Genomic DNA, 14,753 nt, shown 5'->3' with positions numbered 1-14,753 from the left:
GACGCTCCCAATCAACTTTTCAACCTTTCAACTTAGTTGCCTACGAACCTAGAATTTATTCTTCCACATCATACTCTCTACCGGCTTGTTGTGTTGCCCACTATATTTTGCATTTGCCTTTTGATTGTACTTCACTTCAATTTCTCCATCAACAGGAAAATAAATAAGCTGACCAATGGGCATCCCTTTATAAATTTTTACGGGTTGCTTTACGGATATTTCCAATGTCCAGTTTCCACAAAAACCAACATCGCCTTTTCCTGCTGTTGCATGAATATCGATACCCAAACGACCTGTTGAGGATTTACCTTCGAGGAAGGGAACATGTGCATGTGTTTCCGTGTATTCCAAAGTAACACCTAAATAAAAAATATGCGGATACAACACAAATCCCTCTTCAGGAATTTCAATGTATTCGATCTGGTTGTGCTTTTTTGCATCGATCATATGTTCAGTGTACGTTGCCAGCGTACTTCCCAAATGCACATCGTAACTGTTACTGCCTAAACACTCACGATCGTAAGGTTCAACTTTAATGGTACCTTTTTCGATCTCTTCTAAAATGCGCTTATCACTTAAAATCATTTTGTTCTCTTTAGCTTTGCGTGAATGTATGAATCTAAAACCTGCAATCTAAAATCTTAAATCTGAATTTGCCGCTCGTTTATCAACATACTATCAACAGCAACACCAAAGCAGGGCTTTGGCACATTGAAGAACCCGAAGATTTTTTCCTTGAAAAGGTTCCGTTAAAGCGTGATGTTTCGCATCCGCATAAGCGGCTGCAACACTTGGCCGGGCGTTATTTGCTGCCTTTGCTGTTTGAAGATTTTCCGTTGCATGAGATTCTGATCGCTGATACAAGAAAGCCGTTTCTGCCCGATGAGAAATACCATTTTTCTATTTCGCATTGCGGCAATTATGCGGCAGCTATTGTAAGTTCCAATCAACGGGTGGGTGTGGATATTGAACAACCAACCGATAAAATTCTCCGCATCAGCCACAAATTTTTAACGCTCCATGAAAAAATGTTTCTGGACGAACAAATGAGTACGGCTCAACTGTTACAGCTTGCCACTTTGTTATGGAGTACCAAGGAATCGATGTTCAAATGGTTTGGAGATGGTGGTGTGGATTTTCGTGAGCACATGCATATTCAAAATATTGAAGGCAACGATGAAGAAGGAAAACTCATTTGCAGTTTCCAAAAATTTGATCCGCTGCCGTTAACTGTTCACTATCGTTTTATGAAAGAGTTGGTGATGAGTTGGGTGGTAAGTTGAGAAGAAAGCTGCGAGCTGTGACCCTTTAGCTGCGAGTTTTGCGTGATGTTTGATTCCTAATTTCTTTGAATTTCATTTTTTCTTCAGCGGAAGAATGATCCAGTCGAGACCACCGTAAATTGTAACCGGACTGTTCACTCCAAAATATCTCTGTTTCAAACTGCTGCTGTGGAAAATAGGCGAAAAGAATATCCGCAACTTTGGCGACTTTGTAATGTAATACGCAAAAGAAGCATAACCTGCAAGAGATGGGCGGTCATTCAAAATAACAAAAGGGATTGCGCCAGCTCCTACTTCAAACCTGGACGACTTTGAAAAATTATAATGCAATCCAACGGGTATTGTGAGAAACAGCGGACCTCTTATCGAATCACGAATTCCTCCGCCTGCTCCCAGTCCAACACGAAAAAAAAGCCCGTTCGTTTCATTCACATTCAAAATCTTTTGTTGATAATTTATGCTGGCTTGAAAACCGGGGCCAAAAAACTCAACAAAAATTGCCTTATCAAGTTTTTTAAATAAACTATCCTGTGCATTCACAGCAATACCTAAACATAGAACCAAAAGAAGTAGAATAGATGATTTCATATCGTTGATATTATTGAGCAAGATTTGTTGTAATAAAAAGCTCCGACTTGTTTCAACTCCTGCATTTGCTTGTAACTTCTACATAATATTCACTTCTCTCTCCAGCTCCACACCAAATTTCTGCTTCACACTTTGCATGATCTCTTCACTTAAATCAAAAATCTCTTTACCTGTTGCTGTACCATAATTTACCAGCACCAATGCCTGTTTTGCATGACAACCTGCATCACCTTTCCGATAGCCTTTCCAGCCACATTTTTCAATCAACCATCCGGCCGCCAGTTTCATTGTTCCATCCGGATTTACAAACGCAACCAGCGACGAAAATTCATTTTTCAACTGATCAAATTGTTCCTTATTCACCGATGGGTTTTTGAAAAAGCTTCCTGCATTACCAATCACTTTGGGGTCGGGTAATTTCGACGAACGGATATTGATCACCGCTTGGGATATAGCTGCTACAGATAATTCTTTTATACCCATCTGCTCCAACTCCTGATTGATAGGGCCATAACTTGTATTGAATACGGGCTGCTTGCGAAGCTTAAACGTTACATTCAAAATCACAAACTGATCTTTATACTGTCGCTTGAATACGCTTTCTCTGTAACCAAATGCGCAATCATTATTCGAGAACGTTATTGTCTTTTTATCGTTGAGATGATATGCTTCCAGTTCTTCAAACACATCTTTGATCTCTACACCATATGCACCAATATTCTGCATGGGACTGGCACCAACATTTCCGGGTATCAAACTTAAATTCTCTACGCCGCCCCAACCCTGCTGCACACAATGTTGTACGAAGCCATGCCAGTTAACACCTGCGCCAACCTTGAGATACACGAATGCATCATCTTCTTTAATTATTCGGATGCCTCCGATTTCGTTTTTCAGTACCAGGCCATTTACATCTTTCGTGAATAATAAATTGCTGCCGCCGCCAAGAATAAATCTTGCACTACGTGGTGATAACTGATGTACGTATTTGATTATTTCCTGTAACTCATCTGCTGATGAAAAATCAGCAAATAGTTTTGCTTTTACATCAATTCCAAATGTATTGTATTGCCGGAGTGAAAGATTTTCGTGAATTTGCATCTGGATGCAAAATAAACAAATTATAAACGGACAAACTGCTGTTGTGTTAGGTGCCACCGGATTAATCGGTTCTTCACTGGTGGAACAACTGTTAAACGATGATGCGTTTTCAACCGTACGTGTGCTGGTGCGCCGACCGATTGCAATACAACATCCGAAACTGGAAGTATGCATCACCGATTTTTCAGATTACGAAGCGTACAAAAAAAATATCGGCACCGGCGATTGTATTTTTTCCTGTATCGGCACTACCAATGCAAATGTAAAAGGCGATAAGCTGTTGTATCGTTCCATTGATTTTGACATACCTGTAAATGCAGCAAGGTTTGGCAGTGAAGCAGGTTTCAAACAGTATCTATTGGTATCGGCCATTGGCGCAGATGCGCATTCACGCATTTTTTATTCTCGGTTGAAAGGTGAAGTGGAAGAAGTGATCGCTACATTTCCTTTTGATGGATTACATATTTTTCGTCCGTCGTTATTGGTTGGCGAACGAAAAGAAAAACGATTGGGTGAAGTGATCGGCACCGTAATTTTTCGGATATTCTCCTTTCTCCTTCCATCAAAATACAAAGCTATCGAAGGCAAAACTGTTGCCAAAGCAATGTTGCTGGCTGCAAAAGCAAATAAGCCGGGAATAAACCTTTACGATTACAATGCCATGACCCGTTTTTGACAGATCGGTCTTTTTCCTGATAATCTCCATCAAATATGCACGGCGAAAGCAATAGTTAAGTAGATTTACAAAAAATATTTGTAATGAATTTATTTGTTGCCGGCCTACCCTATGATGTAGATGACGCCGAATTAGAAGAAATTTTTGAAAAATTTGGTAAAGTAGTTTCTGCGAAAGTATCGATCGATCGTGAAACAGGAAAAAGCCGCGGCTTTGGTTTTGTAACGATGCAGGAAGAACAAGATGGTAAAGATGCAATTGAATTGCTCAATGATATTACATTAGGTCGCAGCAGAAAACCATTGGTGGTGAAGCAGGCCGAAGATCGCCCAGGTGGTGGTGGTGGTAACAGAGGTGGCGGTGGCTACAGTGGAGGAAGACCAGGTGGCGGAGGCGGCTATGGTGGTGGACGTCCAAGTGGCGGTGGTGGCTACGGCGGCGGAAGCGGTGGCGGCGGTGGTTATAGTGGTGGCGGAGGCGGTGGCCGACGTTATTAATTTGTACGCAAGTAAACTACATTTATACAATCCCTCTTACCGGAGGGATTTTTTTTGCGTGTACCGATACAAGGCTGATGAATAAAAATAATATGTCGTAAAACCACGATGGAAATTTCCGCAAAAAAATCGGTCAAATGTACCCGAGCAACTATTCAAAACTCTTCCGACTTTTACATCAGTAATTAAGAATCCAATACCTGATAGAAAAATCCGTACTCTATTCGAACTAACAGAAATTTAAATCCTTTGAAAACTAAACAGAATTCGTATCCATGAAACCGATGATCCATCAACCCTATTAAAAAACACGACAAGAGACACATTTACCGAATTGATGGAACAAAATTCCTGCACGTCCCTCCGCTAAAACGGAGGGATTTGCTTTTGTGATATTCAGCATGATTAAGATGTAAAGAGATTGCAAAAAGAAGACCATGCAAGAATATCTTTCAGTGCTGGCCGTTATGCAATAACATGAAATTGTTTAAGCGATTTATTCTTGGCGCAGCTGTTATACTTGTTTTGGGATTTCTTATACCCGAAAGGTTTGTGAACCCGGTTAAAAGTGCAACTAAACAAAGTTATAATCAACAATCATTCTGGGCATATCCATGGGGAACGTCTGTAACACATAAAGGTGTTGATATATTTTCGAAAGAAGGAACTGATGTTGTTGCCTCGACTGGAGGCTTGGTTCTTTACACAGGTGAAATCAAAAAAGGCGGCAACATTGTATTGATACTTGGACCAAAATGGAGATTGCATTACTATGCACATCTGAAAGAAATAAAAACTTCAACACTTACATGGACAAATCGTAAAGAAGTAATTGGCACTGTTGGAACAACAGGTAATGCAAAAGGCAAAGCACCTCATTTGCATTATACGATCCGATCAATTTTACCATTACCCTGGAGAAAAGATGATTCCATTCAAGGATGGAAAAAGATGTTTTATTTGAACCCGATCGATTATTTGAATACGGCTCAACGTTGAGATACAAATTTTAACGTTCAGCCCGCTTAAAGCGTCCCGACCGTATTATATCTTATCTACATCCGGTATAATCACCACACTCTTCAAATTCGGATGATTATGTAAATGTATTTCTTGTGCAAGGATCATCTCTTTACATTGATGAATCAACTGTGCATCTTTCGGTAATTTAAACAGCAGCTCCATGATGTATTGATTACGGATGCGGTTCACCACCGGTTCTGCCGGTCCAACCATATAATTTGCAAACAGTGGTTTCATATTTTCTGCCACGAGTTGTGCCGCCGCTTCCACTACTTCCTTGTGTTTATGCCGAAACGTAAGTTGAATGATACGTGAAAACGGCGGATAAAAAAACTGCCGCCTGCCTTGTATCTCTTCTGCATAAAACGATTTGTAATCATGCGCTACCACATACTTTAAAACCGGGTGATTGGTGTTAGCTACCTGTATCAATACTTTGCCATGTGCATCTTTTCGTCCGGCACGACCACTCACCTGCTCCATCAATTGAAAACCACGTTCGTTCACACGAAAATCAGCAAAGCTTAATAAGCTATCTGCATCGAGTATACCAACGAGATTCACATGTTCAAAATCCAATCCCTTCACCACCATTTGCGTACCAACCAATACATCAATACGATGCTGCTCAAAATTTTGTATCAACTGATCGTGGGCTGTTTTACCACTCACTGTATCATAATCCATGCGTGCAATTTTTGCATGCGGAATTAATTCCTGTAATTGCTCTTCCACTTTTTCGGTACCAAAATTCTGCTGCATAAAATCGTGACTGCCGCAGGCTTCGCAAGTTGTAACAGTTGGATAAATTGTTCCGCAGTAATGGCACTGTAATTTATTTTTGAATTTGTGATAGGTTAAACTCACATCACAATACCTGCAATTCGGGATCCAGCCACAGGCTTTACATACCTGGTGAGGCGTATAACCTCTCCTGTTTTGAAACAGGATCACTTGTTTCTTTTTTTCTAATGATTCTTCAATGGCTTTTTGCAAAGCCGGTGCAATCATTACTTTTTCTTTTGTTTGTTTGAAGAGTGGCTTGGTATCGATCAGTTCAATGGCAGGTAACTCACCTTCACCATAACGTTCATTCAATTCAACCAGGCTATACTTTTCTGTTTGTGTGTTGTAATAGGTTTCAATGGAAGGTGTGCCACTTCCCAATAATACTTTCGCACCAAACACAGTTGCATAATAAACTGCTGCATCACGGGAATTATAACGTGGAGCAGGTTGCTGTTGCTTGTAACTGCTGTCGTGCTCTTCATCACAAACAATTAGACCAAGATCTGCAAAGGGAAGAAACAAGGAACTTCTTGCACCCAGCACCACTTTCATTTCACCACTCTTGATCTTGTTCCATATCTCTATACGTTCGTTCTGGTTAAACTTGCTGTGATAAATACCAATGTAACCACCAAAATGCTTTTGCAGTCGACGAATGATCTGTGCAGTGAGGGCAATCTCCGGTAACAGATACAATACCTGTTTCCCCTTTTTAATATACTCTTCAATGAGTTTAATGTAGAGCAATGTTTTCCCACTGCCAGTTACTCCATGCAACAGACAAACCGATTTCGCTTCAAACGATTTTCGTATCTCCTCCAATGATGTTTGTTGTGCAGCTGTTAATTCAAAATCGATTGATACATTTCTCGGCAGGTTCTGCAAACGATCGACCGAACACTTTTCTAAGAACAAAATATTCTTCTCAACCAACCCTTTCAACTGAGCATCACTTGCACCACTCTTTTTCAACAGCGCTGTTTTACTTACTTCACCTTCTGTTTTGATTAGGTGCAGATAGCTTAACAGCAATTCCATTTGCTTGGGTGCACGGCTCCAGTTGTTGAGCAACTCGCTTAACTGATCTTCATTATCATATTGCGGATTCAGCAAAACAAATGTTTCTTTCTTAGCTGAGTACGTTTCTTTCAGTGATTCCCACACAAAGCAAACACGCTTTTCAATCAACCGTTTCACTACAGGATACACATGTGATGTATCAAGTATTTGTTGTACTTCGGGCAACTTCAATTCTTTGCGTATCAACAATGCTTCAGCCACTAAATATTCATCGTGATCGAGTGTAGTAAAATCTTCACCAATCTCTTCATTATAAACTAAAATAGTTTCGCTGCTGAGTTTAAAATGTGCAGGCAATGCAGCTGCCATCACTTCACCTTCGGTACACAAATAATAGTCTGCTATCCATTGCCACAACTTTAATTGCTCTTCATGAATGATAGGTTCAACATCCAAGACATTCAAAATGTACTTTGGATCAAAAGCCGCTGGTTTATTATTGTGCAATGTTTTTATAACACCTGCATACCGTTTCTTGCGCAACTCCACTTCTACACGTACGCCCACACGCACCTGTTCCTGCAAACGTTCAGGAATGCTCCAGGTATAGTTTTTGGGGAGAGCAAGTGGTATGATGACTTCAGCGAACACGTGTGAATGGTCAATAGTGAATGGTGAATATGCAATTTAAAGAGTATAGAGCGAATTAGACAGTAAAAATTATCGAACACCTACTCACGACTCACCACTTTCGATCCAGCTTGCTTTATATTCAATCAACTTTTTCTCCATCAGATCATATACTTTCTTTTTCAATTGATCTGCATCAAAGGGAGTATAACCTTCAGGAGAAATTTCTTCGAGATAAACCGTTCTTAATTTACCCGGAGTCATTGCAAAAACGCTGCTCCAATGTAAACGATCAACCGAATCGAGAAACAACATCGGCTTAATGGGTGTTTCCGTTTCGATAGCGAGGCGAAATGCGCCATCATAAAAATCGATCAACGGTTTATCGGTCATATTAAATGTTCCTTCAGGAGCAATATAAATGGAGATCTCTTTGCTTAACACGCTTTTTAATGTCTTTACACTTTTCGCTCTGTTTTGAGCACTTCCTCTCAGCACCGTTACTACTGCTGCATTATAAATGATTCCGAAGAGCGGTATTTTACCTGTTTCCGCTTTGCCCAAAATGCGTAATGGACTGCGGATTGCTTTCAACATCTGCGGAATATCCATATACGAATTATGATTGCTCACAAAAATATAAGGCTGATGCTTTTTTATTTCTTGCTCAACAATACGCACATGAAAAATACCGATCATGAATAACCACACATCGGCCCACCAATGTACAATGCGCATAACAGCGTTGCCACCTTTGATCTTTCCAAAGAAAGAAGCAATGATCACAAAGGGAATAACGATGAACATCGTTACCACAAAAAGAATCATGGCATAGATGACGTAGATGATTTGCAGTGGTTTGAGTAAAATTTTCATGTATTTATTGTCATGTCGACGAAGGAGACATCTGTTTGGCTATGTGCAAATGACCGGCAGATCCCTCCTTCGTCGGGATGACAGATCATCATTTACAACTCGGGCACTCCCACTCTTCATCAAGATCGATCACGGTTACAATCGTTAAATGCCGTTGCTTCGGTGCTACAATGATACGTATACGTTGATTATCTCTCGATGTTATTCCTTCCAACGCATACTTTGGTCCTGGTGCTGCATCGAGTTCACTCTTCTTATAATTCACATCTGCTTTCTGCACAATTTCTTTTACTTCTTCCTGTGTGATGTGGCGACATTTCATTCGGCAACGTGCATGCTTGGTGAAATAAAATTCTGAAGTAGGGTCACGAAACACATCAAGATTTGATTTCTGATTATCCGTTTTCGCCTCTTCACGTTTGGTATCTTCTGTACGGTCTTTTGTTTTTTGATTATCGCTTACATTGTCCGTGTTGTTGCAACGACGGATCATAACTGCTGCGAGCAGCAATATGATGAGCAAGAGATAAGGAAGTGATTTTTTCATTTTTGTATTTGCTGTACAATAATATTGTTTTTTGATGAAACCCACCCCCGAACGATGTTCCTAACCTTCGCTTCGCTCGTTTACCTCCAAGGAAGGGATAACACCCTGATGAACGATTCTACAAATTATCTGAACTGTAGTTTCAAGATCAGAGTTCATCACAACATCTTCTGAATCCTAAAAATCCTATAAATCATGGTTCAGACAATTATTCCAACAAATACTTAATATCATCCAGCGTTAAACTCTTGACAAATCCCTCTTCAGCTGTAATAAGATCTTCGGCTAATTTCTTTTTACCCGCAGCCATCTTCATGATCTTTTCTTCAATACTGTCTTTACAGATCATTCGGTAGGCAAATACCTGGGATTGCTGACCGATACGATGTGTTCGGTCAATGGCCTGGTTTTCCACAGCCGTATTCCACCAGGGATCAAAGAGGAAGACATAATCCGCAGCGGTTAAAGTCAAACCGGCATTACCTGCTTTCAAACTCAACAGGAACACGGCTACATCACTCTCTTCATTCTGAAATTCTGTAACCAGTTCCTGGCGTTCTGAAATTTTTGTTTGTCCATCAAGGCGGATGTATTTAATGTTTTCTTTTTGCAAATCACGTTCCAGCAGATCAAGCATGGAAGTAAATTGACTGAACACCAATGCACGGTGTTGCGGTATGATCGTCTTTAATTCATCAATGAGCACTTTTGTTTTTATACTGTCGTACACAAATACATCTTCATCATTCACCAATTCGCAACTATTACAGATCTGACGGAGTTTTGTCAAGCCAGCCAGCACACTCATCTTGCCTTTGTTCAATCCATTCTCGCTGATGTCCATTAAAATATTTCCACGCACATTTTCTTTGATGCTTTCGTAAGCTGCACGTTGATCGGTTTCCATTTCGCACCAGAGAATCGATTCTGTTTTTGCAGGAAGATCAGGCGCAGCCTGTTCTTTGGTTCTGCGCAATACAAACGGACGAATGAGTTTTTGTAAAGCCGCTGCTTTCTCTGCATCGCCTTTCTGCTCAATGGGAATAGCATATTCTCTTCTGAAAAACTCGTTGCTGCCCAATAAACCAGGTAAGAGAAAATGCATCTGGCTGAAGAGATCGCCAGTGCCATTCATCACCGGCGTACCACTCAAAGCAATTTTTGTTTTCGCAACGAGTTGCCAGGTTGCTTTTGTTATTTGTGCAGATGGGTTTTTAATATTCTGACTTTCATCAATCACCACTGTATTCCACGGAATAGTTTGCAACAACTCAATATCCTGTCGTAACGTACCATAACTGGTGATGATGATTCTGTTTGTTTCATCTCTCAACTCTTCTTCATCTCTTCCGGCACCATGAAACACAACTGCCTTTACAACGGGTGCAAATTTTTCTAATTCCTTTTGCCAGTTGTACAACAAACTTGCAGGAGCAACAACCAAGTGCTGATCGGTTGGTTGTTCTTCAATTTTATGTAAAAGGAATGTGATCGTTTGTAATGTTTTACCCAAACCCATATCATCGGCCAAACAACCGCTACCGCCAATCTCCGATAGCAAACGCAACCACTCATATCCTTTTTGCTGATAAGGTCGTAGTTGTTCAACAGTTAATCCTTTCGGCAATGCATACAATGCATCTTCCTGCTTTTCCCATTGTTTCCATTTGCTGTACCATGTTGCGCTGATATCTGTTTTAATCGATGCATCTGCTTCTGTTTCGCCTGCTGCTTCACTCATCAGCAACCACTTTGGCACCAGCAATTCTTCTTTGCGCACTTTACCATGACGGATCATCATGCCGTATTGCTTCAACCATTCTTCGCCCAACACACCCAAACTTCCATCTTTCAACATCACGGCTTTCTGTCCGTTCATTAAACTTTTCTGTAAGTAGTTTAATGGTATCGCTTCCTTCCCAAACTTCACCGTCATAGCTACACAGATCCAGTTGCCTTCCACTTCCTGTTTGCTGATTACTGTCTCTGCAATATGCGGTGAGTAACGGAAATGCTTCATCAGATCAATACCAAGCAGATCGATATTCAGCTCGAGCAACTTGTGATAGACTTTCAGAAACCAACCTTTCTTCTGCGCTTCTGCAAAATTGAGATAGAAGAATCCATTGCTTTGATTCGCAAACTTTTCATGCAGCGAACGAAGAAACTCCACCAACTCTTCTTCTTTCTGTTTATGACGAACAATGGAAATTATTTTATCCCCTGATGATTGTTTGGTTACTTCTTCAAACGGGCCATCCACCACATACCCATCGTACACAAATCGTGGTTCGAGTTTTAAGAATGTGTTATTAAGTTCACTGAGCATTACCTGTGGCTGCGGCTCTGCAATCAACTCTTCACCTTTTGCAATGACGGATGCATCTACTTTCAACTCCCACTCTCTTAATTTATTCAACACCTGTTCAAATGCAGCAGGATCGTTGGTTGTCCACTTCGTTGCATCATGTTGCTGCAACCATTCAATGGCATCATGACTTTTTGAAGTAAGTTGATAATAACAGGATTCTGTTTCCACTAAAAAATGATAACGCTTGAATTCTGTCAACGGCATGCGCTCTTTTCCTTTCACCACATATACTTCAAGCTTGTATTGATCTTCATTTGTTGTTGCATGAAAAGCCAATTCAACAGGATACGCATAAAAAACGCATTTCACTGTTTGAGCAGCAGGATGATAAAACTCAACGCCCTGCAATTGCCGCACTGCACTCATCATCGATTGCAGTTTACGGGTCATTGCTTTTTTCTGCATCAAGGCCCGTTCCTTTTCATCTTTGATGTATTGCGATTGGCCAACGATATCTGCTTCTGTTTTCTGCCATTCCCATTTTGAAAAACTCAGCAGCGTTTTCATTCCGTCATCAGTTAGGTTGGGAAAGAAAACTTTTAGCTGTGCACGGTTCAGCGGTTGTTCACCCGGCGTAACACCGGTAGGTGTTTTGATCAATTGCCTGATTTCCAGCATCGGTCGCCTGGTAAACAGATGTTTCGGCTGAAAGAGTAAATATGTTTTGGTATTACGGTTGTCCATAGAAAAGAAGGCGGCAAAAATAAGGGGTTGTCCAGTGGTTGCCAACCTTTTGGAGGTCAGCAAGCATTTTAGTTTTTCCACAGCGGAATATCTATCCCCTCCTTGGGAGGGGCATCGGCGTGTTACACACTAGTAAAGACAGCAAGGGGTGGGTTTTCGATCATTCATTACAATCCTTTCTCTGTTCTTTGCTATCTTTGCAACCCTTTATGGCAGCAGCAAAATCAGTCGCATTTCACACACTCGGTTGTAAACTCAACTACTCCGAAACTTCCACCATCAGTCGCCTGATGGAAAATGAAGGTTTTGAGAAGAAAGAGTTTGATGACCTGGCCGATGTATATGTGATCAACACCTGTTCGGTTACTGATAATGCTGATAAAGAATGTCGTCAGCTGGTGCGTCGCATTCAACGTAAATCGCCGGAAAGTTTAGTAGTGATCACCGGTTGTTATGCGCAATTAAAACCAAAAGAAATAGCAGAGATTCCAGGTGTTGATTTAGTGCTGGGTGCTGCAGAAAAATTCAATATTGTTTCGCACATTAAAGAACTGGCGAAAGGCGATAGTGCAAAGATCAGCAGTTGCGAAATTGAAGATGTAAGTGGTTTCAATGCTTCTTATTCCATCAACGACCGTACACGTACATTTTTAAAAGTACAGGACGGTTGCGATTATACCTGTTCGTTCTGCACCATTCCGCAGGCACGTGGCAAAAGCAGAAGTGATAATGTGGCGAACGTGATTGCCAATGCAAAAGAAATTGCAGATGGTGGCAGCAAAGAAATTGTATTGACGGGTGTGAACCTTGGTGATTTTGGTAAAGGTGCCGATGGCAATGGTTCCCTTTCGATCCATAACCGTGAAGAAAACTTCTTCGACCTCATTCAGCAGTTAGATGAAGTGGAAGGTATTGAACGTTACCGCATCTCTTCCATTGAACCCAACCTGCTTACCAACGAGATCATTGAATTTGTAAGCAGGAGCAAAAAGTTCATGCCGCATTTTCATATTCCCTTGCAAAGTGGAAGCAATACCATTTTAGGTATGATGCGCCGCCGTTACAAGCGTGAACTCTATACCGAACGTGTGGCATTGATTAAAGAACTGATGCCGCATTGCTGTATTGGTGTGGATGTAATTGTTGGTTTCCCCGGCGAAACAGACGAACTCTTTCAGGAAACATTTGAATTCCTGCACTCACTCGATGTATCGTATTTGCATGTGTTCACTTATTCTGAACGTGATAACACACATGCATTAACACTTGATCCTGTTGTACCAATGACCACACGCTACGAACGTAACAAAACACTCCGCAACCTTTCTTACATGAAGATGCAATACTTCACTGAGCAACATGCAGGCGAAACAAGACCTGTGCTGTTTGAAGGGCACAGCAAAAACGGCATGATGGAAGGTTATACCGATAACTATATTAAGATCACTGCACCTGAGAAGAAAGAATGGGTGAATGAGATTGTGGATTGGAAAATATAAAAGAAAAAGGCTTTCAGATTTGAAAGCCTTTTTTAATATAATGATTTTGTTCTTACTTCAACAACTCCTCCACATTTCGCTGCAATATCGCTTCCAGTTTCAATTCTACTTCCTTTTCATTCACCATCAAATCTTTCAGCGTTAATTTATTGAGGAGATTATCAAGGGTGTACTGGATCATTTTCCACAAAGAACGTGTACTGCAATCAACCGAGTTGGTACACAAACGTCCAAGACCTGTATGTGTATCACAAAACTGCTGATCGAACAACATACCACCCAATGCTTTCAACACATCATTAATGATGATCTGTTCAGCAGGTTTCGCCAACACATAACCGCCTTTATAACCGGGCGTGCTGTTGATGAAGCCTTCCATACGCAATGTGCGGCAGATCTTTGCCACATGCGGCTCGGTAAGCTTCTCTGCTTCACTCAACTGCGGAATACTCAATCCTTCAACGGGATTAGCCGATGCAATGCGGATGAGGATCCTGATACCGTACTCTTCTGATGAAGTAATTTTCATGTGAGATGGTTTATGCTTGTGTTGCTAATGGATCTACCTGGTATAAATTTTTGAAATAAGTTCTTAACTCTTCACGCTCTGCTTCGGTTGATTGCTTTGTGCAGTGTTCGTTGTAAGCAGTGATCAATGCATCGGCAATGGTACCGGCATCAGTTGTTTCGATCTGGTGACGTTGCAGGTGCAACAATACTTTTCCATCTTTCAACAACAACACATTGGGCGAAGAAGGTGTAACACCGTTCAGGTATTTTGCACGGAAATGCACAACTGCTTCTTTTTCCATCCCTGCAAACAAGGTTGCTTTAACATCAGGTACCACATGATTAAAGAAACTCAGTAATGCACCAGGGCGACTTACTCTTGCGCTGCAACCACATACGCTGTTCAATACAACCAATATTGTTTTTCCGGGATTACCTGCCAGTACTTTTTCTACATCTTCCACTGTCATCATTTGTTCAAAACCTGCATCCACCAGCTCTTTACGGTAAGGTGCTGCTATTTGTTCGGGATAGCTGGAACCTTCATTGCCCATTAAACTATCTAAAGAGATCTTTGCCATAATTTATTTGTTTCTCACAGATTTCACTGATGAACACAGATGAAATCTGTTTGGGTGATTGTTATTGTTTTAAAAGCT

The 14,753-nt window shown here is 40.9% G+C and carries 14 protein-coding genes; 5 read left to right on the top strand and 9 right to left on the bottom strand.

All coding sequences use genetic code 11. The features are described from left to right. Positions 1 to 48: 48 nt before the first annotated feature. Positions 49 to 585 (bottom strand): dCTP deaminase, encoded by a 537-nt coding sequence (gene dcd / locus WG989_RS10235; RefSeq protein WP_340429221.1) that lies wholly within the window; start codon positions 583 to 585, stop codon positions 49 to 51. A 68-nt stretch (positions 586 to 653) separates the two neighbouring features. Here dcd and WG989_RS10230 point away from each other — a divergent pair, with 68 nt between their 5' ends. Next, positions 654 to 1,283: a 4'-phosphopantetheinyl transferase family protein gene (locus WG989_RS10230; protein ID WP_340429219.1), complete on the top strand. Its 630-nt coding sequence runs from the start codon at positions 654 to 656 to the stop codon at positions 1,281 to 1,283. 72 nt (positions 1,284 to 1,355) lie between these two features. Here WG989_RS10230 and WG989_RS10225 read toward each other — a convergent pair whose 3' ends face one another. Further along, positions 1,356 to 1,871, bottom strand: coding sequence for a hypothetical protein (locus tag WG989_RS10225; RefSeq protein WP_340429217.1), 516 nt, complete (start codon positions 1,869 to 1,871; stop codon positions 1,356 to 1,358). 78 nt (positions 1,872 to 1,949) lie between these two features. Next, entirely contained in the window at positions 1,950 to 2,972 is a 1,023-nt protein-coding gene (gene murB, locus WG989_RS10220) for a UDP-N-acetylmuramate dehydrogenase (protein WP_340429216.1), read from the bottom strand. A gap of 4 nt (positions 2,973 to 2,976) precedes the next feature. Between murB and WG989_RS10215 the strand changes: the two genes are divergently transcribed. The 3 genes from WG989_RS10215 (at position 2,977) to WG989_RS10205 (ending at position 5,144) form a co-directional block, all read left to right on the top strand. Then, on the top strand, positions 2,977 to 3,648 hold the full coding sequence (locus WG989_RS10215) for an NAD(P)H-binding protein (protein WP_340429214.1): 672 nt from the start codon (positions 2,977 to 2,979) through the stop codon (positions 3,646 to 3,648). 83 nt (positions 3,649 to 3,731) lie between these two features. Continuing rightward, on the top strand, positions 3,732 to 4,145 hold the full coding sequence (locus tag WG989_RS10210; RefSeq protein WP_340429213.1) for an RNA recognition motif domain-containing protein: 414 nt from the start codon (positions 3,732 to 3,734) through the stop codon (positions 4,143 to 4,145). A gap of 477 nt (positions 4,146 to 4,622) precedes the next feature. Beyond that, entirely contained in the window at positions 4,623 to 5,144 is a 522-nt protein-coding gene (locus WG989_RS10205) for a M23 family metallopeptidase (RefSeq protein WP_340429211.1), read from the top strand. A gap of 45 nt (positions 5,145 to 5,189) precedes the next feature. On the opposite strand, the gene priA is transcribed toward WG989_RS10205, so the two are convergent. The 4 genes from priA to WG989_RS10185 form a co-directional block, all read right to left on the bottom strand. Beyond that, positions 5,190 to 7,628 carry a replication restart helicase PriA gene (gene priA / locus WG989_RS10200; protein WP_340429210.1) on the bottom strand — a complete coding sequence of 813 codons (2,439 nt, stop codon included), beginning with the start codon at positions 7,626 to 7,628 and terminating at the stop codon, positions 5,190 to 5,192. An 84-nt stretch (positions 7,629 to 7,712) separates the two neighbouring features. Continuing rightward, positions 7,713 to 8,483, bottom strand: a complete 771-nt coding sequence (locus WG989_RS10195; protein WP_340429208.1) for a lysophospholipid acyltransferase family protein — start codon at positions 8,481 to 8,483, stop codon at positions 7,713 to 7,715. Between the two features lie 88 nt (positions 8,484 to 8,571). Then, on the bottom strand, positions 8,572 to 9,030 hold the full coding sequence (locus tag WG989_RS10190; RefSeq protein ID WP_340429207.1) for a DUF4258 domain-containing protein: 459 nt from the start codon (positions 9,028 to 9,030) through the stop codon (positions 8,572 to 8,574). Between the two features lie 208 nt (positions 9,031 to 9,238). Continuing rightward, positions 9,239 to 12,019, bottom strand: coding sequence for a DEAD/DEAH box helicase (locus WG989_RS10185; RefSeq protein WP_340429206.1), 2,781 nt, complete (start codon positions 12,017 to 12,019; stop codon positions 9,239 to 9,241). Between the two features lie 275 nt (positions 12,020 to 12,294). Here WG989_RS10185 and mtaB point away from each other — a divergent pair, with 275 nt between their 5' ends. Then, a complete protein-coding gene (gene mtaB / locus WG989_RS10180; protein ID WP_340429205.1) occupies positions 12,295 to 13,584 on the top strand; it encodes a tRNA (N(6)-L-threonylcarbamoyladenosine(37)-C(2))-methylthiotransferase MtaB in 1,290 nt (429 codons plus the stop codon). 52 nt (positions 13,585 to 13,636) lie between these two features. On the opposite strand, the gene WG989_RS10175 is transcribed toward mtaB, so the two are convergent. Both WG989_RS10175 and WG989_RS10170 read right to left on the bottom strand, forming a co-directional pair. Next, complete coding sequence (locus WG989_RS10175; protein WP_324228146.1) at positions 13,637 to 14,113, bottom strand: RrF2 family transcriptional regulator; 477 nt, start codon at positions 14,111 to 14,113, stop codon at positions 13,637 to 13,639. 10 nt (positions 14,114 to 14,123) lie between these two features. Then, entirely contained in the window at positions 14,124 to 14,675 is a 552-nt protein-coding gene (locus WG989_RS10170; RefSeq protein ID WP_340429204.1) for a BrxA/BrxB family bacilliredoxin, read from the bottom strand. Positions 14,676 to 14,753: the final 78 nt, after the last annotated feature.

This window comes from Lacibacter sp. H407 (assembly GCF_037892605.1).
GTDB lineage: Bacteria > Bacteroidota > Bacteroidia > Chitinophagales > Chitinophagaceae > Lacibacter.
The sequence above is the reverse complement of the archived record's forward strand: the minus strand, read 5'-3'. Positions and strand labels throughout refer to the sequence as shown.